Annotated in this window: 26 protein-coding genes; 14 read left to right on the top strand and 12 right to left on the bottom strand. The window is 61.6% G+C overall.

Features of this window, described 5'->3' with window-relative positions; translation table 11 throughout:
* Nucleotides 1–1,099: 1,099 nt before the first annotated feature.
* A complete protein-coding gene (gene htpG, locus J5289_RS26305) occupies nt 1,100–3,022 on the top strand; it encodes a molecular chaperone HtpG (RefSeq protein ID WP_247749368.1) in 1,923 nt (640 codons plus the stop codon).
* Nucleotides 3,023–3,090: 68 nt separating this feature from the next.
* A complete protein-coding gene (locus tag J5289_RS26300) occupies nt 3,091–4,089 on the top strand; it encodes a YihY/virulence factor BrkB family protein (RefSeq protein ID WP_257623517.1) in 999 nt (332 codons plus the stop codon).
* Nucleotides 4,090–4,096: 7 nt separating this feature from the next.
* Here the strand turns inward: J5289_RS26300 and J5289_RS26295 are convergent, their stop codons facing one another.
* Entirely contained in the window at nt 4,097–5,068 is a 972-nt protein-coding gene (locus J5289_RS26295) for a DMT family transporter (RefSeq protein ID WP_209185487.1), read from the bottom strand.
* Nucleotides 5,069–5,405: 337 nt separating this feature from the next.
* Between J5289_RS26295 and J5289_RS26290 the strand changes: the two genes are divergently transcribed.
* Genes J5289_RS26290 through J5289_RS26280 form a run of 3 tightly spaced genes read left to right on the top strand, consistent with a single transcriptional unit; the run spans nt 5,406 to nt 7,051 of the window.
* Nucleotides 5,406–5,978, top strand: a complete 573-nt coding sequence (locus tag J5289_RS26290; protein ID WP_142829311.1) for a tyrosine phosphatase family protein — start codon at nt 5,406–5,408, stop codon at nt 5,976–5,978.
* A gap of 7 nt (nt 5,979–5,985) precedes the next feature.
* Entirely contained in the window at nt 5,986–6,285 is a 300-nt protein-coding gene (locus tag J5289_RS26285; RefSeq protein ID WP_209185488.1) for a hypothetical protein, read from the top strand.
* Nucleotides 6,272–7,051, top strand: coding sequence for a cell wall hydrolase (locus J5289_RS26280; RefSeq protein WP_374108340.1), 780 nt, complete (start codon nt 6,272–6,274; stop codon nt 7,049–7,051). The genes J5289_RS26285 and J5289_RS26280 overlap by 14 nt, the downstream gene beginning before the upstream one ends.
* A 36-nt stretch (nt 7,052–7,087) precedes the next feature.
* On the opposite strand, the gene J5289_RS26275 is transcribed toward J5289_RS26280, so the two are convergent.
* The 3 genes from J5289_RS26275 to J5289_RS26265 all read right to left on the bottom strand — a co-directional run bounded on the left by J5289_RS26275 (nt 7,088) and on the right by J5289_RS26265 (nt 8,481).
* The gene (locus J5289_RS26275; protein WP_209185490.1) at nt 7,088–7,303 is read right to left on the bottom strand and encodes a hypothetical protein; all 216 of its coding nucleotides are present in this window, start codon (nt 7,301–7,303) and stop codon (nt 7,088–7,090) included.
* A 96-nt stretch (nt 7,304–7,399) separates the two neighbouring features.
* Nucleotides 7,400–8,131, bottom strand: a complete 732-nt coding sequence (locus tag J5289_RS26270; protein ID WP_142829319.1) for an SDR family NAD(P)-dependent oxidoreductase — start codon at nt 8,129–8,131, stop codon at nt 7,400–7,402.
* Nucleotides 8,128–8,481, bottom strand: coding sequence for a hypothetical protein (locus J5289_RS26265; RefSeq protein ID WP_209185728.1), 354 nt, complete (start codon nt 8,479–8,481; stop codon nt 8,128–8,130). The genes J5289_RS26270 and J5289_RS26265 overlap by 4 nt, the downstream gene beginning before the upstream one ends.
* Here J5289_RS26265 and minC point away from each other — a divergent pair.
* From minC to J5289_RS26245, 4 genes are all read left to right on the top strand, one after another.
* Entirely contained in the window at nt 8,417–9,139 is a 723-nt protein-coding gene (gene minC / locus J5289_RS26260; protein ID WP_111221089.1) for a septum site-determining protein MinC, read from the top strand. The genes J5289_RS26265 and minC overlap by 65 nt on opposite strands.
* A 32-nt stretch (nt 9,140–9,171) precedes the next feature.
* Nucleotides 9,172–9,987 (top strand): septum site-determining protein MinD, encoded by an 816-nt coding sequence (gene minD, locus J5289_RS26255; RefSeq protein WP_111221088.1) that lies wholly within the window; start codon nt 9,172–9,174, stop codon nt 9,985–9,987.
* Nucleotides 9,984–10,241 carry a cell division topological specificity factor MinE gene (gene minE / locus J5289_RS26250; protein ID WP_111221087.1) on the top strand — a complete coding sequence of 86 codons (258 nt, stop codon included), beginning with the start codon at nt 9,984–9,986 and terminating at the stop codon, nt 10,239–10,241. The genes minD and minE overlap by 4 nt, the downstream gene beginning before the upstream one ends.
* Nucleotides 10,242–10,317: 76 nt before the next feature.
* A complete protein-coding gene (locus J5289_RS26245) occupies nt 10,318–10,707 on the top strand; it encodes a RidA family protein (RefSeq protein ID WP_209185491.1) in 390 nt (129 codons plus the stop codon).
* Nucleotides 10,708–10,722: 15 nt separating this feature from the next.
* Here J5289_RS26245 and J5289_RS26240 read toward each other — a convergent pair whose 3' ends face one another.
* From J5289_RS26240 to J5289_RS26215, 6 genes are all read right to left on the bottom strand, one after another.
* On the bottom strand, nt 10,723–11,304 hold the full coding sequence (locus tag J5289_RS26240) for an NAD(P)H-dependent oxidoreductase (protein ID WP_209185492.1): 582 nt from the start codon (nt 11,302–11,304) through the stop codon (nt 10,723–10,725).
* A complete protein-coding gene (locus tag J5289_RS26235) occupies nt 11,304–12,710 on the bottom strand; it encodes an FAD-binding oxidoreductase (protein ID WP_209185493.1) in 1,407 nt (468 codons plus the stop codon). The genes J5289_RS26240 and J5289_RS26235 overlap by 1 nt, the downstream gene beginning before the upstream one ends.
* A 1-nt stretch (nt 12,711) precedes the next feature.
* Nucleotides 12,712–14,025 (bottom strand): cytosine deaminase, encoded by a 1,314-nt coding sequence (locus tag J5289_RS26230; protein ID WP_209207550.1) that lies wholly within the window; start codon nt 14,023–14,025, stop codon nt 12,712–12,714.
* Nucleotides 14,025–14,870: an ABC transporter permease gene (locus J5289_RS26225; RefSeq protein WP_209185495.1), complete on the bottom strand. Its 846-nt coding sequence runs from the start codon at nt 14,868–14,870 to the stop codon at nt 14,025–14,027. The genes J5289_RS26230 and J5289_RS26225 overlap by 1 nt, the downstream gene beginning before the upstream one ends.
* Nucleotides 14,870–15,694, bottom strand: a complete 825-nt coding sequence (locus J5289_RS26220) for an ABC transporter ATP-binding protein (protein ID WP_209185496.1) — start codon at nt 15,692–15,694, stop codon at nt 14,870–14,872. The genes J5289_RS26225 and J5289_RS26220 overlap by 1 nt, the downstream gene beginning before the upstream one ends.
* A gap of 68 nt (nt 15,695–15,762) precedes the next feature.
* On the bottom strand, nt 15,763–16,779 hold the full coding sequence (locus tag J5289_RS26215) for an ABC transporter substrate-binding protein (protein WP_209185497.1): 1,017 nt from the start codon (nt 16,777–16,779) through the stop codon (nt 15,763–15,765).
* A 186-nt stretch (nt 16,780–16,965) separates the two neighbouring features.
* Between J5289_RS26215 and J5289_RS26210 the strand changes: the two genes are divergently transcribed.
* Nucleotides 16,966–17,916, top strand: coding sequence for a LysR family transcriptional regulator (locus J5289_RS26210; RefSeq protein ID WP_142829336.1), 951 nt, complete (start codon nt 16,966–16,968; stop codon nt 17,914–17,916).
* A gap of 3 nt (nt 17,917–17,919) precedes the next feature.
* Here J5289_RS26210 and J5289_RS26205 read toward each other — a convergent pair whose 3' ends face one another.
* Complete coding sequence (locus tag J5289_RS26205; RefSeq protein ID WP_209185498.1) at nt 17,920–18,717, bottom strand: creatininase family protein; 798 nt, start codon at nt 18,715–18,717, stop codon at nt 17,920–17,922.
* A gap of 262 nt (nt 18,718–18,979) precedes the next feature.
* On the opposite strand from J5289_RS26205, the gene J5289_RS26200 reads away from it, so the two are divergent.
* On the top strand, nt 18,980–19,957 hold the full coding sequence (locus J5289_RS26200; protein ID WP_247749366.1) for a magnesium transporter CorA family protein: 978 nt from the start codon (nt 18,980–18,982) through the stop codon (nt 19,955–19,957).
* 42 nt (nt 19,958–19,999) lie between these two features.
* Here the strand turns inward: J5289_RS26200 and J5289_RS26195 are convergent, their stop codons facing one another.
* Nucleotides 20,000–21,070, bottom strand: a complete 1,071-nt coding sequence (locus J5289_RS26195) for a LacI family DNA-binding transcriptional regulator (RefSeq protein WP_209185499.1) — start codon at nt 21,068–21,070, stop codon at nt 20,000–20,002.
* Between the two features lie 221 nt (nt 21,071–21,291).
* Between J5289_RS26195 and J5289_RS26190 the strand changes: the two genes are divergently transcribed.
* The 3 genes from J5289_RS26190 (at nt 21,292) to J5289_RS26180 (ending at nt 24,910) form a co-directional block, all read left to right on the top strand.
* Nucleotides 21,292–22,125 (top strand): ABC transporter substrate-binding protein, encoded by an 834-nt coding sequence (locus J5289_RS26190; protein ID WP_244615327.1) that lies wholly within the window; start codon nt 21,292–21,294, stop codon nt 22,123–22,125.
* A 66-nt stretch (nt 22,126–22,191) separates the two neighbouring features.
* On the top strand, nt 22,192–23,724 hold the full coding sequence (locus J5289_RS29775) for an amino acid ABC transporter permease/ATP-binding protein (protein ID WP_209207549.1): 1,533 nt from the start codon (nt 22,192–22,194) through the stop codon (nt 23,722–23,724).
* 64 nt (nt 23,725–23,788) lie between these two features.
* A complete protein-coding gene (locus J5289_RS26180) occupies nt 23,789–24,910 on the top strand; it encodes an FAD-binding oxidoreductase (RefSeq protein ID WP_209185501.1) in 1,122 nt (373 codons plus the stop codon).
* The last annotated feature ends 50 nt before the right edge of the window (nt 24,911–24,960 follow it).

Below are 24,960 nucleotides of genomic sequence, written 5' to 3'. Positions count from 1 at the left end.
GGCGCGGATCCACAGACTGAGCAGGCATTGAAAAATATATCCATAACTGCCAAACGCTTCAAACTCCAACCTCGCCCTGACGCCCCCGGCTCCCTCATTCCTGTGCTCGTCACAGGAATCCAGTCACGGCGCGTCTGCGCCGTGAGAGGACTCTCTGTTGGTGAGAAAAGTGTTTATCGCCCAAGGACTTGGGCGGCTGGATTCCTGTGACGGGCACAGGAATGAGGGTGTTGTGCGCATCTCAAGGCGAAGTTGGGCCTTAGAAATACGTGGCAGAAATCGATCCTTCTTTCACGGAGTTGGACACCTCGATAACTCGAATTTTCAATACTTTGCTTAGCGCACGTCCCCACTTCCCTCATTCCTGTGCCTGTCACAGGAATCCAGTCACGGCGCGTCTGCGCCGTGGGAGGACTCTTTGTTGGTAAGAAAGTGCTTTTCGCCCAGGGACTTGGGCGGCTGGATTCCTGTGACGAGCACAGGAATGAGGGAAGTTGGGGTGGCTTTTTGGCGTTCTTTCTGACCTCAGACGTGCACCCACAGCCATGCAACCTCACTCCCCTGCTCGCGGCACCTCATGGGGATAAACCGTTGGGATTTCCGTTTGGAAACAATGCCGGCAACATAATTTCATCCCCGTGCTTTCGGCCCGGCCTATAATCACCCCGTTACACCATCGGATACACCGGTCTGCGTTGCCGGCGAGGTGGGACCGGGTCTTGTAGGGGTTGCCGTCTACGCAGGCACTCCTTCAAGGGTCCGCAGAAAGTGGATCCCTTCGGGCCCCTAGGCTCGGCGTGCCTGTGTGGCATAACTCCGGCAGCTTTTCCCCTCAAAGGGACCTGGGTCGGAAACAGAGGATCCGGAGTTGCGGATAAAAACTGTCGAACGGGGCACATCTGGTGTCACTTAACTAAAAATCATCAGGCACACGGTGTGTCCCGGCCATCAGAATTGTCATGCCACGGACCGAACAGGCCGCGTGAACGGGATGGTGCGGATGCTGGGCCGGAGGAGGCGGGCGTGCGCGGATATCTTCGCTTGCGGGTTGTCCTCCCCCTTGAATTCGAGAGCTGTCTTTGCCAAGTCAGAGGCCCCAATGACATCGACAACGCCTGAAGAGATTGCCATGACGACTGCTGCCGAGACCCCCGTGGAAAATCACGCCTTCGAAGCCGATGTATCCAGGCTTCTTCACCTGATGGTTCACTCGATCTACTCGGACAAGGACGTGTTCCTGCGCGAGCTGATTTCGAATGCTGCCGACGCCTGCGAGAAGCTGCGCTACGAGGCCATAGCAGCGCCCGAACTGCTGGCCGGCGACCCTGCCTCGAGGATCAGGCTGACGCTCGACGAGGAGAACCTCGGCTTCGTGCTCGAGGATAACGGCATCGGCATGAGCCGCGACGACCTGATCGAGGCGCTCGGCACCATCGCCCGCTCCGGTACCCGCGCCTTCATGGAGATGGTCGAGGCGGCCAAGGGCAAGGACGGCGCCCAGCTGATCGGCCAGTTCGGCATCGGCTTCTACTCCGCCTTCATGGTGGCCGATCGCGTCGACGTCGTCTCGCGGCGCGCCGGATCGGATGAAGCCTGGATGTGGTCGTCCGACGGCAAGGGCGCCTATACCATCACGGCCGTTCCCCTCGACCAGGCACCGGCGCGCGGCACCCGGATCACGCTGGCGCTGATGGAAGATGCCAAGTCCTATGCGTCGCGCTGGACTGTCGAGCGCATCGTCAAGGAACAGTCCGGCCATGTGCCCGTGCCGATCGAGATCGTCGAGAAGCCCGGCGAGAAGCCGAAACAGATCGCCGACGGCTCGGCGCTGTGGACCAAGCAAAAGAGCGACATCACCAAGGAAGAATACACCGACTTCTATCGCGGCCTCTCCGGCCAGTTCGACGAGCCTGCCGTCACCGTGCATTTCCGCGCCGAGGGTCGCCACGAATATACCGGGCTTGCCTTCGTGCCGAACTCGCCTCCCTTCGATCTCTTCGATCCCGACCGCAAGGGCCGCATCAAGCTTTACGTCAAGCGCGTCTTCATCACCGACGACGCCGATCTGTTGCCGCGCTATCTGCGCTTCGTGCGCGGCCTGATCGATACGTCGGACCTGCCGCTCAACGTGTCGCGCGAGATGATCCAGCAGAGCCCGATCCTTGCCGCCATCCGCAAGGGCCTGACCAGCCGCATCCTCACCAGCCTCGAGAAGCTGGCGGAAAGCGACAACGACACCTTTATCAAGGTATGGGAAGCGTTCGGCACCGTGCTGAAGGAAGGCATCTACGAGGATTACGAGCGCCGCGCCCAGCTGATGGCTCTGGCCCGCTTCAAGAGCACGGCGTCCGGCGACGGATACCGGTCGCTTGCCGACTACGTCAAGGACATGAAAGAAGGCCAGACGGCGATCTACTATCTCGCCGGCGGCAACACGGCGCAGCTGGCAGCTTCACCGCATATCGAAGGGTTCCGCGCCCGGGGCGTCGAAGTGCTGCTGCTCACCGATCCCGTCGACAGCTTCTGGGTGACCAATGCACCCGATTTCGATGGAAAGAGCTTCAAGTCGGTGTCGCAGGGATCAGCCGATCTCGCCGACATAAAAAAAGCCGATGGCGAAGCCCAGCCGAAGGCCGAGACGACGCAGCTGGTCAGCGATTTCATCGCCTTTGCCAAGACGACGCTGGGCGATGCACTCTCGGACGTCAGGGCCTCCGACCGGCTGACCGAAAGCGCCGTATGCCTGGTTGCCCCCGAGCATGGCCCGGACCGGCAGCTCGAAAAAATCCTGCAGGGTGCCGGTCGCCTCGACGCCGCCGCCAAGCCGGTGCTGGAAATCAACCCGGACCACGCGCTGATTACCGCGCTTGCCGGCACTGCCGGACAGGACGGGGCGTTCCAGACGGATGCCGTGCAGCTGCTGCTCGACCAGGCGCGCATCCTCGACGGCGACAAGCCCGAGGACCCGCGGGCGTTTTCTGATCGCCTGTCGCGGGTGCTGGAGCGCGCCCTGAAGTCGTAACATCCGGGACGACTCGACGAATCCCGCAAGAGCCCTAGTTCGACGGGATAACAGGGAGATCGACGGGCGTGGGCGAACAGGATGGGACGGCGGCTTTGACCGAGGGACCGGCGTTGGGCGAGGCTGGACGCGGGCGAGACGCCGAGACGCCGAGCCAGATCCCGATGAAGGGCCTGAAGGACGTCCTCTGGCGGGTCGTCTCGGAAGTGATGGAGGACCGGGTGACGCTGATTGCGGCGGGCGTCACCTACTATCTGCTGCTTGCGATGTTTCCAGCCCTCGGCGCGCTGGTCTCGATCTACGGCTTCGTGTCCGATCCGACGACCATCGCTACCCATATCGGTTTCCTGTCGCAGATCTTCCCGCGCGGCTCCTTCGATCTCATCCTCTCGCAACTGACGGCTCTGACCCAGCAGAAGCCGGGGACGCTGAGCATCGGCTTCGTCACCGGCCTACTTATCGCGCTGTGGAGCGCCAATAACGGCGTCAAGGCGCTCTGCGACGCCATGAACGTCGCTTACGGCGAGGAGGAAAAGCGCGGAATCGTCGAGTTCAACCTGCTGTCGCTCGCCTTTACCTTCGGGCTGCTGATCTTCGCCGTCGTGCTGATCTTTGCCATCGGCGTCATTCCGGCGATCCTCTCGTTCATCTGGCTCGGCGAATGGACGGATCTGCTGACGAGGCTGGCGCGCTGGCCGATCATCCTCGGCCTGGTGATGTCGGGCATCATGCTGCTTTATAACTACGGCCCGAGCCGCCAGCCGGCCAAGGTCGTCTGGCTCAGCTGGGGCGCTGTCTTCAGCACGCTGCTGTGGCTGCTGTCGTCCTTCTTGTTTTCCTATTATCTCGACCATTTCGCCGACTACAATGCCACCTACGGTACGCTCGGCGCGCTGATCGGCTTCATGGTGTGGATCTGGATCTCGGTCATCATCATCATCGTCGGAGCCGAGATCAACGCCGAACTCGAACACCAGACGCGCGAGGATTCGACCACGGGACCGCCGCGCCCGATGGGCGAACGCGGAGCCTATGTCGCCGATACGCTCGGCAAGACCGCCGACTGATACAGCCTCAGCGGTTTTCGGCGCGGACTTCCTTTGCCGCCGGATCGCCGGGGTCTTCCAGCGTCACCAGCGCAGCCTGGCTGTCGGCGGAGGCCACCGCCGTCGGCAGCGACGTCTTGCGCTTGCGCTCGCGCAGCAGCGTCAGCAGGCCCGAGAAGATGATCAGCACGATGCCGACAGCCATCGGCGCATCGATGTGGTCCTCGAAAATCAGGTAGCCGAACAGGATCGCCCAGATCATCTGGCTATATTGCGGCGGCGCCACCAGGCTTGCCGGCGCCATCTTGGCGGCATTCATCAGCAGGACGTTGCCGGCAGCGCCGAGAAGGCCGTAGCTTGCGAGAAACACCCATTGCCGAGGCGTCGGCAAGGCGAGGTCGGTGAGCATTAGAGCGCCGCTGATCACCAGCACGCCGAACAACGCCGCGCCGTAAAGCGAGAGGCGCTTCTCGCTCGGGCCCATGGCCCTGAAGATGACGATCGAGATGGCAGCGGTGAGGCCGCCGGCCGCCGCGCAGAAGTGGCCGATCGTCAGTTCGCGGAAACCGGGCCGCAGCACGATGAGGACACCGATGAAGCCGATGGTAACAGCCGTCCAGCGCTGCCAGCGGACGTCTTCCTTCAGGAAGATGACCGACAGGATCGTCACGAAGGACGGCAGCAGGAACAGCAGCGCGAAGGCCTCGGCCATCGGCAGCTTGGTGAAGGCAACGACCGAGCAGATGGAGCCGATCGCCCCACAGACGAAGCGCAGCATCCAGAGCGGCCGGTTCGACGTCTTGACGATATCCGACCAGGTATCGCTCCTGGTCTTCAGGAAGGGCAGGGCGGCTATCCCGAACAGCGCGCCGATGAAGGTCACCTGATAGGATGGCAGGGCGCCGTGCAGGATCTTGATCGACGCGTCGCTGAACGCGAAAACGGCATAGGCTGCGAAAGCGACGAGCACGCCGCGGAGGGGAGAATAGGGTGCCGTCATGATTCCATATCTGTGATTGACATCAGCAGGACCGGACTTGGCCGGACAACGAAAAGCAATGGCTAGCGACGAACGGCAATCGGCTCGACCGCATTTCCGGGTGATTTGCTTACAGAATCAATGCCAGATTTTCTTTGGTGCGTCGCCCCCTTTTCGCCCGAGGCTGCAGATTGTGGCTTCGTGACAGCGTTCCAGGGTGGGATTTGAAGGGTGCCGCAGCAATTCTTCAATTTCTGATATTTGGGGGGTCGGCGACGACGCGAAAGTGTCTTAAGTTTATCGCGTTGACAGATGAAACCCGTCCGGAACGTCGCCCTCGACAGCAAAGGAACTGCGCATGAAAACCTTGAATCTGCCCAAGCGGTATATCTGCGGTATCGACGAACTGGCGGCGCGCTCCGGGCATGGCATCACCCATGTCCTGTCCCTCGTGGACCCCGAGCTTCCGGAAATGGAGCATTTCGAAGCCTATGGCAGCACGCGCCGCCTCGTATTGAAGATGCACGACATCATCGAGCCCAAGCCCGGCATGATCCTGCCGGAAAAATCGCACATGAAGTCCATTCTCGAGTTCGGCCATCTGGTTGAGACCGAGAGCAACTCCTTTGGCTCGCTGCTGGTCCATTGCCACATGGGCGTGTCGCGCTCAACGGCCGCCATGGTGGCGATCATGGCCCAGGCCCATCCGGAAGAGGCGGAAGATCACGTCTTCGAAACGCTCCGCCGCATCCGGCCGCAAGCCTGGCCGAACTCGCTGATGATCCGCTACGCCGACGAACAGCTCGACCGCGAGGGCAAGCTCACCGCCGCGCTACGTCGCCATTACGCCGTGCAGCTGGCAACGACCCCCGACGTCGGCACCTGGATGAGCTCGCTCGGGCGCCAGCGCGAAGTCGACATGGCGGAATGACGCATCCGTGGCCGGCGAACACCTCAATGGTCGCCGGTCACACCGTACTGCATCAGACACTTGCAAGCCCAGCGGCGGAATGACGGCGAATCACCACGGCGTCAATTATGGAAGCTGCCGGCTTCGTTTAGGCCAAAAAGTAGCCAACGCAGCGATCGCGAAAATCCCGGAGAACCAGAAGAAAAATTCAAAAAACGACATCTCGGAAAAAATGAATTTGGAATACGTAAAGTTTTTGTTAAGACGTTGCGTCGATACAAGTATGGGCCATACCAAACAGGAGGCACCTGCCGTTGCGGACGCATAGTGATTGGATGAAATCCTTCGTGGGGATTTTTGTTGTCGGACTGACAATGGCAGGGTGCACGACCATGCCTAAGCCCGAGACGAAGCCAGTTACCCGTACCAAGACAGCCAACGGCGTCAAGGTCACCTACAACTACACCCGCGAAGACCGCGAATGCCTGAAGCGAGCCATGTATGCGGAATCGCTGGCCTCCGACCCGGATGGCTATCTGGCAGTCGGCACCGTCGTTGCCAATCGCCTGACATCGCCGGCCTATCCCAAGACCATCTGCGGCGTTGTCGGCCAGGAAAAACAGTTTGCCCCTGGCGTCATGAAAGTCGTCATCAAGGACCAGGCCGAGCCGACGCTCGATGCGGCCGCCGATGCCATCCTGCATGGCGAGCGGCATCCAGCCCTCGAAAGCGCCATGTTCTTCCACACGCAGGGCCTTAAATACCCTTACGGCAACATGCACTACGTCGCGGTTGCAGGCGGCAATGCCTTCTACGAGAAGCGTGCCAAGGACGGCACACTCGAGACGCCGCCCCCACTGCCGGCCTACGAAGTGGCAATGAACTATGTCGGCAACCAGCAGGCTTCCGAGCAGATCACGTCGCCGCAGTTCGATCACTTGCTGCCAGCCACCGGCCCTGTCCCGGCGTTTACCGCCGCAACAGCCTTTGCCCCGACTTCAATGAAGCCGATCGATACCGCGTTCACGGTTCCGCAGAAGGTCGTTGTGCCGATAGAGCGCCCGGATTACGCAATCTCCGGGCCCCTTAACTAAAAGCGATACGTCGGCGGGTCTCCGGCTAGAGGACCGCTACCAGTTTCCTGGATCGGCTGTATGGTCGATCTCGGCAAATTCCTCCGCCGCCTTGCGGTCGAGAACGATTTTCCCGGACGCCTGCGTGCCTTCCATCAGCGTGTACGTAAGCGGTGCCGCCTCCTTGCTGAGTTCCTGATACATCAGCAAAGCCGCTTCATCGGCACTGTCTGCTTCGATCTCGCGGATAACGGCGATTTTGAATTTCTGCATGGATTTTTCCTTCCAAGGCGCTGACACCATCCCGACCGGACGGCATCGTTCCATCGTTCTTGCCATGTAAGTCCATGCAACGAAAAGGCCAGCGTCTCAGACGTGCTGCCCGCCACTGATGTGGATTTCAGCGCCGTTAATGTACGAGGAGGCGGCGGTGCAGAGGAAGTGGATCGTCTCCGCAACCTCCATCGGCGACCCCAGCCGTCCCATCGGCACATCGCGCCTGACGATGTCGTCCGTTCCCGGCGACAGCATCGACGTGGCGATCTCACCGGGGGCAATGGCATTGGCGCGAATACCCATCGGCGCAAATTCATGGGCCAGCTCGCGCGTCAAGGACGCCAGCCCGGCTTTCGAAGCGGCATAGGCAACACCCGCAAACGGGTGGACGCGGGAGCCGGCGATGGAGGTGACGTTGACGATAGATCCCTTGGCCTTTTCCAGTTCCGGACGAAGTTCGCGCGCCAGTAGGGCTATCGAGATGAGATTGACGTTCATCACCTTCGTCCACGTCTGGGCATCGGTCGCGCTGACGCCGAGCCGGGTCTGATCCGGCCCCTTCGGCGATATGCCGGCATTGTTGACCAGCGCATGCAACGCACCCTCCGGCAACCTCTCGCGCACCGTGGCGGCAAGCCGTTCGATCTGGTCAAGCTCCGACAGATCGGCCTGGATATGGCTTTCCCGTGCGGCCGGCCAGGGGCAGTCCTCGGACGACTGGCGCGATACAGTCAGGATCTGCCAGCCTTTTTCCGTGAAGAATTTGACCGTCGCGTGCCCGATCCCACGGCTTGCGCCAGTCAACAACATGATATTTCTGGTCATTTCTTTCCACCCACCGCAATTTCAGGAAGCCGTGACGCGGGCGCCACGATCATTCGCCATTGCACGACTTGCAGACGTTTGATGCGAAAAAGCAATGCATTTTGCAAGCATCGCCACGGTTCTCGACGGTCGCGCCTGAGCGGCTCCCGCTGCTGCTGCCGGGGCGCCCGCAACACACTTGCACCATTGCCGAAAATTTCGTGCCCCGGCGCCGGGCACGGGGATGAAATTAACACTCTGTTAACCAAATCGCCATTAAACATCGTCAATGAATTCTTAACGCAGATGACCAAATTGCTAACAGATGCTCGCTCGATTCGCATTAAAGGCCGCTCGTTTCTGGCGGTCATGCTATCCCCCGATCTGCCGTTTGACGACTGGCTGATCAGGCTGGACGATCTGGCCGCGCGCTCTGCAGGCTTTTTCCTCGGACGTCCCGTCGTCCTCGACGTGACGGACCTGCCGATAGACCGGGCACAGCTGAAGGCCCTGATTGCCGAACTTTCCGGCCGCAATGTCAGCATCATGGGCATCGAGGGCGGACGTCCGTCGATCCTCGGGCCGGGCATGCCGCCGGCGCTGAAGGGCGGTCGCCCGGTTGCCGACTTCGAGGTTGCCTCGAAGGAGCCGGACGCCGATGCACCCGCCAAGCCGGTGGTGACCGAGCCGCGCCCGGCAACACAATCGCTGGTCATCCGCGAGCCGGTTCGCTCCGGCCAGTCGGTGATCTTTCCGGAAGGCGACGTCACCGTCATCGGCTCGGTCGCCTCAGGCGCCGAAATCGTCGCCGGTGGATCGGTGCACATCTACGGAACACTCAGAGGCCGCGTCATGGCGGGCTCTGTCGGACACGCCTCTGCGCGCATCTTCTGCCGGAAACTCGAGGCCGAGCTGGTCGCGATCGATGGCGTCTACAAGATGGCGGAAGACCTCGCTCCAGAGCTTCACGGGCAAGCCGTGCAACTCTGGCTCGAGGACGACAGGATCATGGCAGAGAAACTCAATTAAGCCGGACGCCGGCAGGGACATAGGAGAGCGAGATGGGGAAAGTCGTCGTCGTAACATCGGGCAAGGGCGGAGTTGGCAAGACCACGTCGACTGCAGCTCTGGGGGCAGCCCTGGCGCAGCGCAACGAGAAGGTCGTGGTCGTCGATTTCGACGTCGGCCTCAGAAATCTCGACCTCATCATGGGCGCCGAGCGCCGGGTGGTCTACGATCTCATCAACGTCATCCAGGGCGATGCCAAGCTGACGCAGGCGCTGATCCGCGACAAGCGGCTTGAAAACCTGTTCCTCCTGCCGGCTTCCCAGACCCGCGACAAGGATAACCTGACGGAAGAGGGCGTCGAGCGCGTCATCACCGATCTGAAGCGCCATTTCGACTGGATCATCTGCGACAGCCCGGCCGGCATCGAGCGCGGCGCCACTCTCGCCATGCGCCATGCCGACGTTGCCGTGGTCGTCACCAATCCGGAAGTTTCGTCGGTGCGCGACAGCGACCGCATCATTGGCCTGCTGGATTCCAAGACAGCCAAGGCTGAGCGCGGCGAGCGGATGGAAAAGCACCTGCTGCTGACCCGCTACGATGCCAACCGCGCCGAGCGCGGCGACATGCTGAAGGTCGAGGACGTGCTGGAAATCCTTTCCATCCCTCTGCTCGGCATCATTCCGGAAAGCATGGACGTGCTGCGCGCCTCGAATGTCGGCGCCCCCGTCACCATCGCCGAAAGCCGCAGTGCGGCTGCCATGGCCTATTTCGACGCCGCCCGCCGTCTTGCCGGCGAAGCCTTGCCGATCGCAATGCCGAGCGACAAGCGCAATATTTTCGACAAGCTTTTCGGTCGGAGAGCAGCATGAACATTTTCAAGCTTTTCAACAGGCAGAGAACCGCTCCTGCCGCCCGCGAACGGCTGCAGCTGCTTCTTGCCCACGAACGGTCGTCATCCGGCTCGGACCTGATCACCCTGCTCAGGGAAGAGATCCTTGCGGTTATCTCCAAGCATGTGCAGCTCGACAACGACAAGGTGCAGGTGAAGATCGAGCGATCGGAATTCGTCTCGACGCTTGAAATCGACGTCGAATTGCCGCTCAATGCAGCGATTGCTGCGTGATGCAACAGGGGCTTGACCGGCGACGGTCACGCCCCTCAGCCGTTGCTTTCCGCGCATAAGATCAGACGGGATACCGATGGCCGAGACATTCAACCCACCCTCCGTTCGCCGCCCGTTCGGCCATTACAATCACGGCCTGCTGGTGCCGCCCGGCGCCTCTTTGCTCGTGACATCCGGCCAGCTGGGCATCGCCGCCGACGATACCATCCCGGACGGCGTCACGGCCCAGGCCGAGCTCTGCTTCCAGGCAATCGCCGCTATCTTATCGGAAGCGGGGATGGATTTTTCTGACGTTATCCGCATCTCCGGCTTCGTCACCCGCCGCGAGGACTTCGCCCCCTACATGGCTGTCCGGGATCGCTACACGCTCGACCCCAAGCCGGTCTCGACGCTGATCATCGTCAGCGGCTTTACGCGCCCGGAATTCCTGGTGGAAGTCGAAGTAACGGCAGCCAAGGTCATCTGACGGGCGCCGCCCTGGCTAGAAGCGCTCCATCGCCGTCTTCACCCTTGCCATGAATGCCGCCCGGGTTTGCTCCGTGCAGTTGTTCATGTCGTAATGGGCGAGAAACGTCACCGGCTTCACCGGATTGATCTGCGCGCGCAGCACCCGCTTGACGATTTTCTTCGGCGGGTTGCCGGCGACCAGCGCGCGGAGCGGCGTTGCGCCGTAGGTTAGAACCGCTGCCAGCTTGCGAATGTGCCGAAGCCGCGACTGCACCTGCCCGTCGACGAGCTCAAATGAGACGCCGGGGAGCCAGACGCGGTCGAAATAGCCCTTCAGCATCGCCGGAAAGCCAAAATTCCAGACCGGCGTAACGATGACCAGGCCCTCCGCCTGCCGAAGACGCTCGACATAGGGCTCCACCAGTTCGGTATTCTGCGGGTAGTCGTGGTAGATCAGCCGGTCGTGTCGCGAGAGAACCGGGTCGAATTTCTCCGCATAGAGATCGCAACCGTCGACCGTGTGCCCGGCGGCCTCCAGGCTTGCGACCGTCTGCCGGTAAAGGGCCGCCCCATAGCTCGATTCCACCGGATGCGAATGCAGAACCAGGACCCTCATCACCCCTCCATGACACCAGCAAGCCCCGGAAAGAGATAATTCTTTCCGGCAGTAAAATCGAAATCCGGATTGTCCCAGGCGATCATCTTGCCGGGATTGAGCAAGCCCTTCGGGTCCGTCTCGTGCTTGAAGGCCAGCTGTATCTTGTCGGTGCGCTTCATGCCGCCTTCCTCGAGCGTGTAGCGATGCGGATTGAAGACCGGGCAACCGTGATCCTGGTGGATCTGGATGATCTCCTCCAGCCGCGCCTCTGTCGTGTAGCGCACCAGCGGCAGGCCGGAGCACTGGACCTGGCCGTCGAACCGCATGAATTCGAGATGACCGGGCACCTCGTCGCCGAAGATCGCGGTCATCTCGGCGACCTTCGCGACGTGGTCGGGGCCGGGATACTGGATCTGGAGGTAGGTGAGACCGGGATCGACCTTCAAAGCGCGCAGCGTCGTGTGGTTCCAGGCCAGCTCATAGGCGTGCGGGATGCCCTTCATGCTTTCGACCGTGTCGGAGCGGAAGATCACCTCGGCCCTCTGCGATGCTGCGAAGGCGAGGAAGGCGTCCATCGAGTGGGGTGCGATCATCAGCACCACGACGGACTGGCCTTCGCGAATGTAGGGTTTGTGGCGGGTGAAGTAGTCGTAAGGTATAGGCGCCGCGATCGGGGCGATTTCCTTGACAAGGATGCCGTTGCATTTCGCCAGCGCATCCGAAAAACGCACCGACGCCATGAAGTCGTCGTAGCCGACCAGCACGTCGATCCAGTCGTAAGCCGGCGCCAGCGGCATTTCGATCTCGGTGATGATGCCGTTGGTGCCATAGGCATGACTGACCTTCTGCAGGTCCCAGCCGGTGAGGTCGAGGACGCGCGGTTCGGCCTCCATCGTCACGACCCGCAGCCGCAGGATATTGCCGATATCGCGAAGACCGCCCCAGGTGATCGAGCCAACGCCGCCCGAGCCACCGGCGATGAAGCCGCCAATGGTAGCCGTCTGCTTGGTCGAGGGATGGAAGCGCAGCTCCTGACCGGAATGGGCCTTAGTCTGCTTGTCGAGATCGGCAATGACGATGCCGGGCTCGCAGATGACACGGCCGGGATGGATTTCCTTGATCTTGTCCATGCCGGCGAGATTGAGGACGATACCGCCGGAAAGCGGCATGGCCTGTCCGTAATTGCCGGTGCCGGCGCCGCGCGGGGTCACCGGCACGCCATGAGCGAAGGCTACTTTCAGGGTCCGGATGACCTCAGCCTCGGTCTTCGGCGTCACCACCAGATCGGCGGTTACGTTGTCGAGCTGCGCCTTGAGGATCGGCGAATACCAGAAGAAGTCGCGGCTTTTCTGGCGCACCAGCGCCGGATTGTCCTCGACCGCGATACCCTCGAGTTCCTGTTTGATCAGTTGATAATCCGGCATGTCAGGCTCCAACGACGCTATCGAGTTCACGGTAATCGGGCAGGTTCCGATCGATCATCTTGCCACGCCTGAGGACGACGCGATCGGATTGCGGCCTCGACAGAAATTCGCTCCAGCGACGGGCACTGAAGAGGACGAGATCGGCCGGCGCGCCTACGGCGATACGCGCCATGTCCGGCCGCCCGACAATGGCGGCAGCCGATGTCGTGACGACGCGGGCGGCGGTGTCCAAGGGGTGGTCGAGATGGAGGATCCGCACCGCCTCGCGGAACACCTCGACGGGATCGAGATCGCCATAGGCATAGAAGGGATCGCGGGTGTTGTCGGAGGCCACAGCCGTCTCAACGCCCGCCGCCGCCAGTTCCTTGAACAGCGTTACGCCGCGCCAGCGGGGCGTGCGGTCCGGGTAGCGGTCCTGCAGATACATGTTGCACATCGGCAGCGAGATGATCGACAGTCCGGCCTCTGCCACCAGCCCGACCGTGCGGCGTGCGGTCTCCTCGTCCTGGCGGGCCAGCGAGCAGCAATGCCCGGCCGTCACCTTGCCAGTAAAACGGTTGCGCAGGACGGCTTCGGCAACGGCCTTCAGGGTCTCGGCGGCGGGATCGTCGGTCTCGTCGATATGCAGGTCGACATCGAGCTCGTTTTCGGCTGCGGCCCGAAACAGTGTGTCGAGTTGCCAGGTGCGATCGGCGCTCATCTGCGGGACGCCGCCGAGCAGGCCGCGCTTTTCCCGCACAACGGAAACGAGGTCGGCGAAATAGGCAGCATCGGCCATCGCATCCATCGGGAAGAGGGCGACGGCCTGCAGCGCAATCTTGTCCTTCCAGGCATCGCGAACCTCGTCAAAGACATCGAAGGAGATCCGGTGCTGCGGGTTCAGCGAATCCAGATGGGTGCGGATCAGGCTCGTGCCGTGGGCATAGGCCGAGCGCAGGGAGAACTCCATCCGCTTCCGGACATCGTCCGCCGACCAATGGGCTTCCCGGTCGGTCCTTACCGCATCGAGCGCGCCGGCAAAGGTGCCGTCCGGATTGGCGTGGCGGGCGGAGATGTGGCCCTTGTCGAGATGGGTGTGGATATCGGCAAAGCACGGCCAGACCATGCCGTCCTTCAGGTCGGACCGGGCAAGCTCGATGGGCGCGGTGCCCGGCGGCACGATTGCCTCGATCAGGCCGTCGTTGATGACGATATCGGCCTTCACGAGGCCCTCGTCGGACGCCGCGGCAAAACCCTCGACGGCAACTGCCGGCAATGTCGCATGACTGAGTACGAAGCGTCCGGCATTGGGAGGAGACAGAAAGGATGTCGACATCAGTTTTCTCGCTTCAGGCTGCTCTCATGCCATCGGTGCAGGCTCACCCAGGAAATGAAAGAGGTAATCGCAAAGATCGCCACGCCGAGCATCGACAGCATCAGCAGGGCGGCGAATAGGCGGGGGATGTTCATGCGGTACTGCGCCTCGAGCAGCCGGAAGGCGAGGCCCGAGCCGGCCCCGGCCGAGCCGGCGGCAAATTCGGCGACCACCGCCGCGATCAGCGCCAGCCCGCCGCCGATCCGCAGCCCCGTCATGAAATAGGGCTGGGCTGCCGGAAGCTTCAGATAGAGCAGCGTCTGCCAGCGTGAGGCGCCATAGAGTTCGTAGAGATTGATCAGATTGTGGTCGACGCTTTTCAGCCCCTGCACCATGTTGGACAGGATCGGGAAGAAGGCGACGAGGAAGGCGCAAATCAACAATGCTGCCTGCGTCGAGGGCGCGTAGATCAGGATCAGCGGCGAGATCGCCACGACAGGCGTCACCTGCAGGATGACTGCGAGGGGATAGAAGGCGAGCTCGATCCAGCGCGACTGGACGAGGAAGATCGCGAAACCACCGCCGCCGATCAGCGCCAGCAGCAGCGAGATCAGGGTGATCTTCGTCGTCACCCAAAAGGCAGGCGCAAGCGTCCCCCAGTCGGAAACGAAGGCATTGGCAACAGCGACAGGACCCGGAAGGATATAGGGCGGAATGCCGGATAGCCGGACATAGGCATGCCAGATCAACACCAGCACGGCGATGACGGCAATCGGCACTGCAATGCGCAAGGCGAGATCGCGTCGGCCGGTATTGGTGGCCTGCTGGCCTTCCGGCAACGGGTGTGTTTTGGGATCGTTGCTCATCACGCCTCCTCTGCCGTGTTGATGGCTGCAATCAGCGACCGGGAGACGGTCTCACAGGCCCGCCGATACTCTTCCGACGTGCGATAATGGGCGTCGCGCTCGAGACTGGTGACCAGCGGAATATCGGCATGGACGCGTCCGGGCCGCGACTTCATAACGACGATGCGATTGGACAGGTAGGCGGATTCGAACACCGAATGGGTGACGAAGATCACCGTGATGCCCGTCGTCTTCCAGAGCCGCAGCACATCGTCGTTGAGCTTCTGGCGGCTGATCTCGTCGAGTGCGGCAAAGGGCTCGTCCATCAGCAAGAGCTTCGGCTTTGTCACCAGCGCCCGGGCAATCGAGACACGCATCTTCATGCCGCCGGACAATTCGCGCGGATAGGCGTCGGCGAAGTCGGCAAGGCCGACTCTCTCGAGCGCTTCCATGATCGGGCCAAGGGCCGCAGCTTTCGAAACGCCGCGCAGCCGGAGGGGGAGGTAGACATTGCCGAAGGCGGTCTTCCAGGGCATCAGCGTCGGCTCCTGGAAGACGAAGCCGATATCGCCCTCCGGCAGGCCCCGGGCATTGATCCGCGAGCTCGGCCAGTCGATGCTGCCACTCGTGGTGCCGCCAAGCCCTGCGATGATCCGCAGCGCCGTCGACTTGCCGCAACCGGAGGGTCCGAGCAAGCTGACGAATTCGCCGCTTTCCACCGTCAGCGACATGTCGGACAAGGCGACGGTGCCGCTGGAAAACACCTTGGACACCGACTGCATCACGACCAGCGGACGCTTGCGCGTTTCCGTCGATCGGGACGCCTGGGTTTCGGCTAGGGACATGGACTGGATCTTCCTGAAGGCAGTTGCGGTTCGCAGCCTCGCGGTCGCGAACCTCGCGCGCGCGGCGTTTATTTCTTGAGCGCCATGCCGACGCCCTTGCAGACGAATTTCGTAGTAAAGGCCTTGGTGTAGTCGGTATCGGCCTTGACGACCTTGATGCCGACCATCTCCTCGAAGAACTTTTTGTAATGGGCATCCGTCATGCAGCCGATGCCCTTGTCGAGAGCCTCGCCGGATTCGGCGATGCCGTATTCCTTCATCTTGGCGATCGAATAGGCGATCTGTCCGTCCGTCATGTCAGGATTGTCGGTCTTGATCAGGGCGTTCGCCTTGCTGTTGTCGCCGTAGAGATAGTTGTACCAGCCCTCGATCGAGGCGTCGACGAAGCGCTGGACGACATCCGGCTTGCTGTCGACCATCTTCTGCGAGGTGGTGATCATCGTCGAATAAGGCGAATATCCGTTGTCGGCGAGCAGGAAGACTTTCGGTGCGACGCCGGTCTGCTTCTCGATTTCGTAGGGCTCAGACGTCAGGTATCCCTGCTGGGCCGATTGCTTGTCGGCAAGGAACGGACCGGCATTGAAGGTATATGGCTTGTACTGCTCGTCGGCAAAACCTTTGAAGTTCGACTTCATCCACTCGAAATAGGTGAGATAGCCGTCCTTGCTCATGAAAATAGTGTGTAGCTTGGCCAGATCCTCGAACTTCTCGACACCGGCATCGGCATGGGCGAGGAGCACCTGTGGATCCTTCTGGAAGATGGCGGCGACGTCGAGGATCGGAATTCCCTGTTCGACCGCCGAAAGCTCCTGCTGCGGGCCACCCATGTAGAAGTCGATCTTGCCGGCAATGAGCAAAGCGCTGTTGGCAGCGTTCGGGCCGCCCTGGACGATTTTGACGTCAAGGCCGTGCTTGGCGTAGGTGCCGTCGGCGACGGCTTGGTAAAAACCGCCATGCTCGGCCTGGGCCAGCCAGTTGGTACCGTAGGTCACCTGATCCAGCGCGTAGGCGGGCGCGGTCAGTGCGCCGACGAGGCCGAAGCCAAGGGCTGCGGAAAAGGCAATGGTGTTCATGAGCTTCGACATGGCAGGCGTTCCCCATTTTTGTGGCCACCAGTCGCCTTGGAAGACGCCGGATTTTCTGCATTTGAGCGGTTGCCTTGCGCTTTGAAAAGCATCAAAATTCGTGCGCAACGATGCCTTTTTGGCATCTCAGGGCGCGCCTGTACCGAAATTGTGCGCGCTGCTTAAAATTAACGCAAAGAGGCGCCCGTGCTGCATTCCAGGAAGCTTCTCTACATGAATGAAATCGCTCGCTGCGGCTCGATCCGCAAGGCGGCGGCGCGGCTGAACGTGGCTTCGTCGGCGATCAACCGGCAGATCCTGGCGCTGGAAGAAGAAATGGGCGCGCCGCTTTTCGAGCGCCTGCCGCGCGGCCTGCGCCTGACGGCGGCCGGCGAACTCTGCATCGAGCATATCCGCGAGGTCTTGAAGACCTACGAGCGGCTGGAGGGGCGGATCCGCAGCCTGAAGACGCAGCAGGCCGGCAAGATCCGGCTGGTGACGACAGTCGGTCTCGCCTCCGGGCCGCTGCCTGAAATTATCGCCCGGTTCCAGCTCAAGCACCCGCGCGTCTACCTGCAACTGCGTAACGACGCCGGCACGACGACGGTCAACCCGGTGCTGACCGGCGAGGTCGACATCGGCCTCGGCTTCAACATTCCGGCAACGCCGGGCATCCGGACGCTGGCAAATTTCGACATCCCGATCGGGGTCGTCTTCCCGCCCGGCCACAGGCTGCTAGCGCCGGGGCCGATCAACCTTGCCGACGTCGTGCAGGAGCGCCTGATCCTGGCACAGCCGGGAACGAGCCTGCGCGATGCCATCGACCTTATGCTGGCGCGTCTCGACGTTCATGTGGAGCCGGTGCTCGAAACCAACGCGTCCGAGATGCTGAAGAAGCTGGTGAAATGCGGGGCGGGGCTGACGATGCTCAATCCGCTCGACGTCATCACCGAGTGCCGCTCCGGCGAACTGGTGTTCCGCCCCATCGCCGAGCCGCATACGCGCCATCAACCGATGAAGCTGTTTGCCCGGGCCCGCGCGCCGCTCGACGCCACGACCAGCCTGTTCGTCGAATATCTGCTCGCCGAACTCGCCGGGCTCGTCACCGAGTTGCAGGCCAAGGGCCACATCGCCCCAGACCGCCCGGCAGCCGCCTGAAAATTACCGAGAGTAGAGGTTGGAAAGCGGGTAGGCCTTGAGATCGTAGAGCATCTCGACGAAACCCTTGACCTGATGTCGGCAGATTGCCGCTCCCTTCTCGGCGGTGCCGAGCGATGCGTCGCCGACGACACCGTTGGGGTTCAGATCGTGGGCGATCCAGGCCAGCGAGTGCGGCGGCAGCGGCTGAATATACTGGGATTGCTCGCGCATCCATTCGGCTTTCGAGACGAAGTTCTGCGCTTTCTCCATCCGCACCAGGTCGGGGCGGAAATGCAGCATCAGCGATGTCTCGACTTCACCGCCGTGAATACCGTAACGGGACTCGTGATCGCTGATCAGACCCTCGGGATTGCCGAACCGGCCCCATTGCGTCGACATGACCGCCATCTGGTAGCGGACGCGCAGTTCGCGGGCGACGATGCTCATGATGTCGACATTGCCGCCATGGGAATTGACGATCACCATCTTGCGCAGGCCAGTTTCCGCCACCTTGGCACCGATCGCCGTCCACACCGGAATTAGCAGTTCAGCACCCAGCGACAGCGTGCCGGGACCGTAGACATGCTCGTTGGCCTTGCCGATTTCCTGCGTCGGAAGCACCAGAATATCGAGATCGTCCTGCCGCTGGGCGCGCAATTCGGCCAGCATGCCATTGGCTATCGCCACATCCGTCGCCACGGGCAGGTGCGGGCCGTGCTGCTCGGTGGACGCGATCGGCAGGATAGCGATGGTGGTGTCTGGCGACAGCCCGGCAAAATCGTAGGTATTCAGCTCGTTCCAGTAAAATGGCGTCGGCATCGACCCGTTCCTCGTTGTCTGTGGCTTATGGGTTACGGAAATCGACCGGGCACGAAAAGCATCAATTTGTGGCCGTGCTGCTGCCTTTTTGAGGACGATGACATCTAGCGCTGCCGCATGCCTGCCCGCCGCTGGAAAAAGTAAAGCCCGATGCCGGGAACGAGAACTATTGTTCCGCGTAATCATGGTGATATCAGTTTGGCCACCTAAGGCTCCGCCGAAACGACTTGCCTAAGCCTTTTTGACCCCCGGGAGTGCAGCCTTGCTCACCATCCACCGCGATACCACCCCCTCCGTGCGCCAGGCCGACACGGGCGTTGACCTTCCCGACAAAGTCATCTGGATGGACCTCATGGATCCGACGGCGGAGGAAATTGCATTCGTCGAGGCCGGAGCCCATATCAAGGTGCCGTCGCGGGATGCCCTGAGCGAGATCGAGGCATCGAGCAGGCTCTCGAGGCAGGGCGACCACCTCTATCTCAGCACTCCGGTCATCGGCCACGCGACGCTGGACGATGCTGAACTGTCGCCAGCCGGCTTCGTGCTCGGCAAAGACATTCTCGTCACCATCCGCTACGCATCGCTGCCGACGTTCGACGCAGTTGTGGAGCGGATGAACAAGGATGGCACTATCGCCAGCAGCGTCGGGGTATTCACCTCGCTGCTGGAAGCCATAGTAGACCGTGGCGCCGACGCACTCGAGCATCTCGGGGCCGCCATCGACGAAGTCTCAAGATCAATTTTTCGAGGCAAGATTTCGGGTCTCAAAGACCCTAGCAAGGCGACCGCAACGCTGCACCGGACGCTGTCCAGGATCGGCGGCCTTGGCGACCGCCTGTCGAAGGCGCGCGACGTGCTTCTCGGCGTCGGGCGGATCGCATCTTTCAGCGGCGACGTTGGGCATGAATGGCTGGCGCCCGAATTCCGCGACCGGTTGGCGGCGGTCTGCAAGGACGTCGTGTCGCTCAGCGACTACGAGACGCACCTCTCCGACAAGATCCAGTTTTTGCTCGACGCCGTGCTCGGTTACATCAACATCGAGCAGAACGAAATCTTCAAGGTGCTGACCATCGCCTCTGTCGTCGGCGTGCCGCCAACCCTGCTCGCCGGTATCTGGGGCATGAATTTCAAGTCGATGCCGGAGCTTTCATGGACATGGGGCTATCCGATATCGTTGGCACTGATCGCCCTCAGCGCCATCCTGCCACTCGTCTGGTTCCGCCGGAAGGGCTGGTTCTGACGCAGTGAGAGTGGCGACACCGCTAACCGCCTGACTCTGGCTTCAATCCGCCTTTGCCGGACCGACAGAGCCGCGTTCGATGATAGACGTCGGCAGGACGATCCGTTGCGGCGCATGCGTATCTCCCTTCAGCCGGCGAATCAGCAACTCGGCAACCGCTTTTCCCATTTCATAGACGGGCTGATCCACCGCCGTGATCGGCGGCGTCGTGACACTGGTCCAATCGGCATCGTGGAAGGTGACCAGCGATACGTCCTGCGGCACGCTGAGGCCGAGATCGCGAATAGCCTTGTAGATCTCCAGGCCGATGATGCTGTCGGAGGCGATGATCGCGGTGGGGCGATCCGGTTCCGACATGATATTCGCCACGATCGATGCCGTGCGGGCTTTCTTGGCGCCGAACATGAGATAGCGTTCCGGATCTGGGATATTGGCTTCCGCACAGACCGCGAGCAGGCCGGCAATGCGCTCGCGCACGGTTGACGTCGGTATGTGGTTGAAGTTCCAGCCCGGGCCTGCCTCCGCTTCGGCCGCCGTGAAATAGGCGATCCTGCGGTGGCCTGCGGCCACCAGCAGCCGCGCCACCCGGCTGGCGGCATCCCTGTCATCGACGGTCACGGTGTCGACGTTGAAATCCTGCAGGGGGCGGTCGAGCAATGCCAGGGGACGGCCGGAGCGGTCGATGTCCCTGAGATGGGCGATCTCCCGGCTATCCGATGGCGAGACGATCAGTCCATCGACCCGCTTGCCGATCAGCACCCGCACTGCGGCCTTCTCGGCCTCGAGTTCTTCACCGGAATTGGCGAGGATGACGTTGAAACCGGACGCCCGTGCGACATCGCTGATGCCGCGCACCGCAAGGCTGAAGAAGGGATTTTCGATATCGCCGACGACCACACCCAGCAGGCCGGACTTTCCGGTCGTCATGCTCCGGGCCAGTTCGTTCGGCCGGTAATCGAGCGCCTTGGCCGCAGTCATGACGTCCGCATGGACCTTGTCGCTGACGACGCCATAGCCGCCGAGCACGCGGGCCGCCGTCGCCTTCGAGACATTGGCCGCCCGGGCCACATCCGCAACCGTCACGGCGCGGGTTTTCACGGATATTTTTTTCATCCCGGCAACGACTACAAGAGATGTTGACGAACCGTCAATCCGAATATACCAATTATCAATGAGACCGGTCTCACTAACGTAGAAACCGGTCTCATCCGCATAAAAGTGAGTTTTCGGGTAACAAGAACCATGCAGCTGAACGTCGGCGCGAGCCTTCCGACGGTGCCAAATGGCGTGCCCGTTCGACCCAAAAAACAAGTTCAGAGGAGAACGACATGCGCATGATGGGAATAATCAGATTTGTGAAGCCGGCAGCTCTATCGGCCGCGCTGGTTTTTGCAGCGGCTTTGGCAGCCGTCGGCACGAGCCCCGGGGCCTTTGCCGCAGACGACAACAAATACGGCCTGATCGACGCCAAGCAGATCAGCGTCGGGACGATGGGCGATGCCAAGCCTTACGTCTTCACCACAGCAGACGGCCAGTTCACCGGTTTCGATATCGAGCTTTTCCTCGATGTCGCCAAGCGCATGGGCTTCACCAAGGAGCAGGTTATCTTCACCGGCCAGGACTTTTCGGCGCTGATACCCTCGGTCGCCAACGGTCGCTTCGACGTGGCGGTTGCCGCCATCGGCACCACCGCCAAGCGCAAGGAAACCGTCGATTTCTCCGATGGCTACCTTGCCGGCTATCTCTCCGTGCTGACCGCCGACAAGGCGATTACCGGCGCGGAAGGCCTCAAGGGCAAGCGGCTGGGCGTAGTCCAGGGGACGCTGCAGGAAATCTATGCCGCGAAGACTTTCACCAGCACAGATCTGGTGAAGTTTCCCGACAACAACTCGGCGGTTTCCGCGCTGAACAACGGTACTGTCGACGCGCATTTCCTCGATTACGAAGCCGCCAAGCAGTATTCAGAGCGTTATCCAGCCCTAAAGATCGCAGTCAATATCCCGTCCTTCGATGCACCTGCCGGCTTCGTCATCAAAAAGGGCAACGATGCCTTCCGCGAAGCACTGAACACCGGCCTACACGCTGCGATGCAGGACGGCACCTGGAAGAAACTTTACGAAAAGTGGTTCCCGGGTTCGCCGATGCCAGCAGACTATCTCCCGAAATAACGACGCCTGGCCGGCTGCCGGCAACAACCAGACAGCCGGCACACCATCGATAGCAAGGGGATAGGAATGGACTGGCTTGAGAATTTGCGTCGCAGCTTCCTCGACTGGAACGCGATGCTCGAGGTCATGCCGGCGATGATCACCGTCGGACTGAAGAATACGCTGATCCTCGCTTCCACGTCGACAGTACTGGGCGTGGTCATCGGCATGATACTGGCCGTCATGGGTATCTCGCAGTCGCGCTGGCTGCGAATTCCGGCACGGCTCTATACCGACATCTTCCGCGGCCTCCCGGCGATCGTCACGATCCTGCTGATTGGTCAGGGCTTTGCCCGCATCGGCCGCGAACTTTTCGGTCCGTCTCCTTTTCCACTCGGCATTCTTGCTCTCAGCCTGATTGCCGGTGCCTATGTCGGCGAGATCTTCCGCGCCGGCATCCAGAGCGTGGAGCGCGGGCAATTGGAAGCCTGTCGGGCGCTCAGCATGAGCTACGGGCAGGGCATGCGGCTCATCATCATTCCGCAGGGAATACGGCGGGTGCTGCCGGCGCTGGTCAACCAGTTCATCGGCAACGTCAAGGATTCGAGCCTCGTCTACTTCCTCGGGCTGCTGGCTTCCGAACGCGAGATCTTCCGCGTCGGCCAGGATCAGGCCGTCGTCACCGGCAACCTGTCGCCGCTGCTTCTGGCCGGCGTCTTCTATCTCGTCATCACCGTGCCGCTGACCCATGTGGTCAACGCCATCGACACCAATCTCAGGCTCGGCAAGCACAAGGGCGGCGAGCCGACCAGCGGGCTCGCCGAAGTCAGCGAACTGGCGAGCGTGGTGGATACGGGCTCCGGCAGTCCTATACCACCAAACGGCCCGAAATTCCGGGGCGGCAGCCTTGAAGTCAGCAATTTGTCGATGGCCTACGGCAATCTCGAGGTCCTCAAAGGCGTCGACCTCACGGTCAAGCCGGGCACGGTGACCTGCATCATCGGTCCGTCCGGCTCGGGCAAATCGACGTTGCTGCGGTGCCTGAACCGCCTGGTCGAGCCGAAGGGAGGCGATGTGCTTCTGGATGGCGCCAGCATCCTGACGATGAAGCCGGAGAAGCTGCGCCGTCGGGTCGGCATGGTGTTCCAGCATTTCAACCTCTTCCCCGACCACACCGCCCTCGAAAACGTCATGCTGTCGCTGACCAAGATAAAGGGCATGGGCAAGCGCGAGGCGGAGGCGATCGCCGAGGCCCGGCTGGCGGATGTCGGACTTGCGACCCGCAAGCACCACCGTCCGGGCGGCCTTTCCGGCGGCCAGCAACAGCGCGTGGCGATTGCCCGAGCGCTGGCCATGGATCCGGAGGTGATCCTGTTCGACGAGGTCACCAGCGCACTCGACCCGGAACTGGTGAAGGGCGTCCTCAACCTGATGGCCGATCTCGGCAAGCGCGGCATGACCATGGTCGTCGTCACCCACGAAATGGGTTTTGCCCGCAAGGTCGCCGACCAGGTCATCTTCATGGACGAGGGAAGGGTGATCGAGGCGGGCACGCCATCTCAGATCTTCGACACCCGAAGCAGTCCTCGTCTCAGACACTTTCTCGCCGAGGTGCTTTAGCGCAAGAACCCCGGTGCCGTTCAACCACCACACCGCCAGCATCAACTACAAAGGTTATCCCAGAATGTCAGTCTCATCCGCCAAGAAGGTCATCGTTGTCGGCGCCGGTATTTTCGGCGTGGCATCCGCCGTCAATCTCGCCCGCCTGGGTGTCCAGACGACGCTGGTCAATGACGGTCCGCCTGCCAACGGCGCATCCGGCCGTTCGCTGTCATGGCTCAACTCGTCCCGGAAGCGCTCCGAGGCCTATCACCGGCTGCGCATGGTTGGCATCGATCGTCACCGGACGCTTGCGGCCAAATATCCCCAGGCTTCATGGCTGCGCTTCGACGGCGGGCTGACCTGGGATGCCGACGACGCATCCAACGAAATCCGCGAGGCCTTCGCGTTCGAGCGACAGATCGGCTACGATGCCAAGCTGCTATCGGCCGACGACATAGCCGATGCGACGCCCGGCGTCGATGCGCGTCCGGTCACGCCGCAGGGGGCCATCCTCAATCCCGGCGAAGGCTGGGTAGATCTGCCGAGCCTGATCGACGTGCTGCTGTCGGAGTTCAAGGCCCTCGGCGGCACTGTGATCACCGATGCCGGGAAAGTCACGCCGCGTAAAACCGATGGCCGTGTCGATGGCGTCACGACCTCGAGCGGCCGCGAGTTCGATGCCGATACCGTGTTGCTCGCCACCGGACCGGCCGTTCCGCGCATGGCCGCCGAGCTTGGACAGACCATCGCCGACGGCACGCCGGTTTCGCTGCTGGTAAAGACCAAGCCTGTCGACCTGCCGCTGAAAGCAGTCCTCAACACCCCGCGCGTCGCTGTCCGCCAGACACCGACCGGTGCCCTGGTGCTGGATTCCGGTTGGTCGGAGGAGGAAGTGATCGTCAAGGCCGATGGCAGCTACGAGGTCAAGGATTCGACGGTTCAGGGCCTTCTCGACGAGGCATCCCGTGTTCTCGAGGGCAATCCGAAGCTCGAACTCGATAGCTACGGCGTCGGCCCGAAGCCTATCCCGGGCGACGGAGAGCCGGTTTTCGGGGCGCTGACGAAGGTACCTGGCTGCTATGTCGCCTTCAGCCACAGCGGCGCGACGCTTGGGCTGATCGCCGGTGAATTGATTGCGGACGAGATTGCCACTGGCAATCTGCATCCGTTGCTGGCCGAATTCCGTCCGGAGCGGTTTTCCTGATCATCACCTAGATATCTCTCGTGCGTTATACGAACAAATGTCGATTAACG

This window comes from Rhizobium sp. B230/85 (assembly GCF_019355735.1).
In the GTDB taxonomy this organism is placed as follows: Bacteria; Pseudomonadota; Alphaproteobacteria; order Rhizobiales; family Rhizobiaceae; genus Rhizobium; species Rhizobium rhododendri.
This window is presented reverse-complemented; position numbering and strand designations above follow the sequence as displayed.

Coding starts and splice junctions, on each gene's coding strand:
- J5289_RS26190 (WP_244615327.1), top strand. CDS start 21,292: ATGATGGGAATAATCAGATTTGTGAAGCCGGCAGCTCTATCGGCCGCG.
- J5289_RS26205 (WP_209185498.1), bottom strand. CDS start 18,717: ATGCCGACGCCATTTTACTGGAACGAGCTGAATACCTACGATTTTGCC.
- J5289_RS26180 (WP_209185501.1), top strand. CDS start 23,789: ATGTCAGTCTCATCCGCCAAGAAGGTCATCGTTGTCGGCGCCGGTATT.
- J5289_RS26215 (WP_209185497.1), bottom strand. CDS start 16,779: ATGTCGAAGCTCATGAACACCATTGCCTTTTCCGCAGCCCTTGGCTTC.
- J5289_RS26225 (WP_209185495.1), bottom strand. CDS start 14,870: ATGAGCAACGATCCCAAAACACACCCGTTGCCGGAAGGCCAGCAGGCC.
- J5289_RS26240 (WP_209185492.1), bottom strand. CDS start 11,304: ATGAGGGTCCTGGTTCTGCATTCGCATCCGGTGGAATCGAGCTATGGG.
- J5289_RS26265 (WP_209185728.1), bottom strand. CDS start 8,481: ATGACCGCCAGAAACGAGCGGCCTTTAATGCGAATCGAGCGAGCATCT.
- minC (WP_111221089.1), top strand. CDS start 8,417: ATGACCAAATTGCTAACAGATGCTCGCTCGATTCGCATTAAAGGCCGC.
- htpG (WP_247749368.1), top strand. CDS start 1,100: ATGACATCGACAACGCCTGAAGAGATTGCCATGACGACTGCTGCCGAG.
- J5289_RS26235 (WP_209185493.1), bottom strand. CDS start 12,710: ATGCCGGATTATCAACTGATCAAACAGGAACTCGAGGGTATCGCGGTC.
- J5289_RS26290 (WP_142829311.1), top strand. CDS start 5,406: ATGAAAACCTTGAATCTGCCCAAGCGGTATATCTGCGGTATCGACGAA.
- minD (WP_111221088.1), top strand. CDS start 9,172: ATGGGGAAAGTCGTCGTCGTAACATCGGGCAAGGGCGGAGTTGGCAAG.
- J5289_RS26245 (WP_209185491.1), top strand. CDS start 10,318: ATGGCCGAGACATTCAACCCACCCTCCGTTCGCCGCCCGTTCGGCCAT.
- J5289_RS26195 (WP_209185499.1), bottom strand. CDS start 21,070: ATGAAAAAAATATCCGTGAAAACCCGCGCCGTGACGGTTGCGGATGTG.
- minE (WP_111221087.1), top strand. CDS start 9,984: ATGAACATTTTCAAGCTTTTCAACAGGCAGAGAACCGCTCCTGCCGCC.
- J5289_RS29775 (WP_209207549.1), top strand. CDS start 22,192: ATGGACTGGCTTGAGAATTTGCGTCGCAGCTTCCTCGACTGGAACGCG.
- J5289_RS26275 (WP_209185490.1), bottom strand. CDS start 7,303: ATGCAGAAATTCAAAATCGCCGTTATCCGCGAGATCGAAGCAGACAGT.
- J5289_RS26270 (WP_142829319.1), bottom strand. CDS start 8,131: ATGACCAGAAATATCATGTTGTTGACTGGCGCAAGCCGTGGGATCGGG.
- J5289_RS26220 (WP_209185496.1), bottom strand. CDS start 15,694: ATGTCCCTAGCCGAAACCCAGGCGTCCCGATCGACGGAAACGCGCAAG.
- J5289_RS26295 (WP_209185487.1), bottom strand. CDS start 5,068: ATGACGGCACCCTATTCTCCCCTCCGCGGCGTGCTCGTCGCTTTCGCA.
- J5289_RS26230 (WP_209207550.1), bottom strand. CDS start 14,025: ATGTCGACATCCTTTCTGTCTCCTCCCAATGCCGGACGCTTCGTACTC.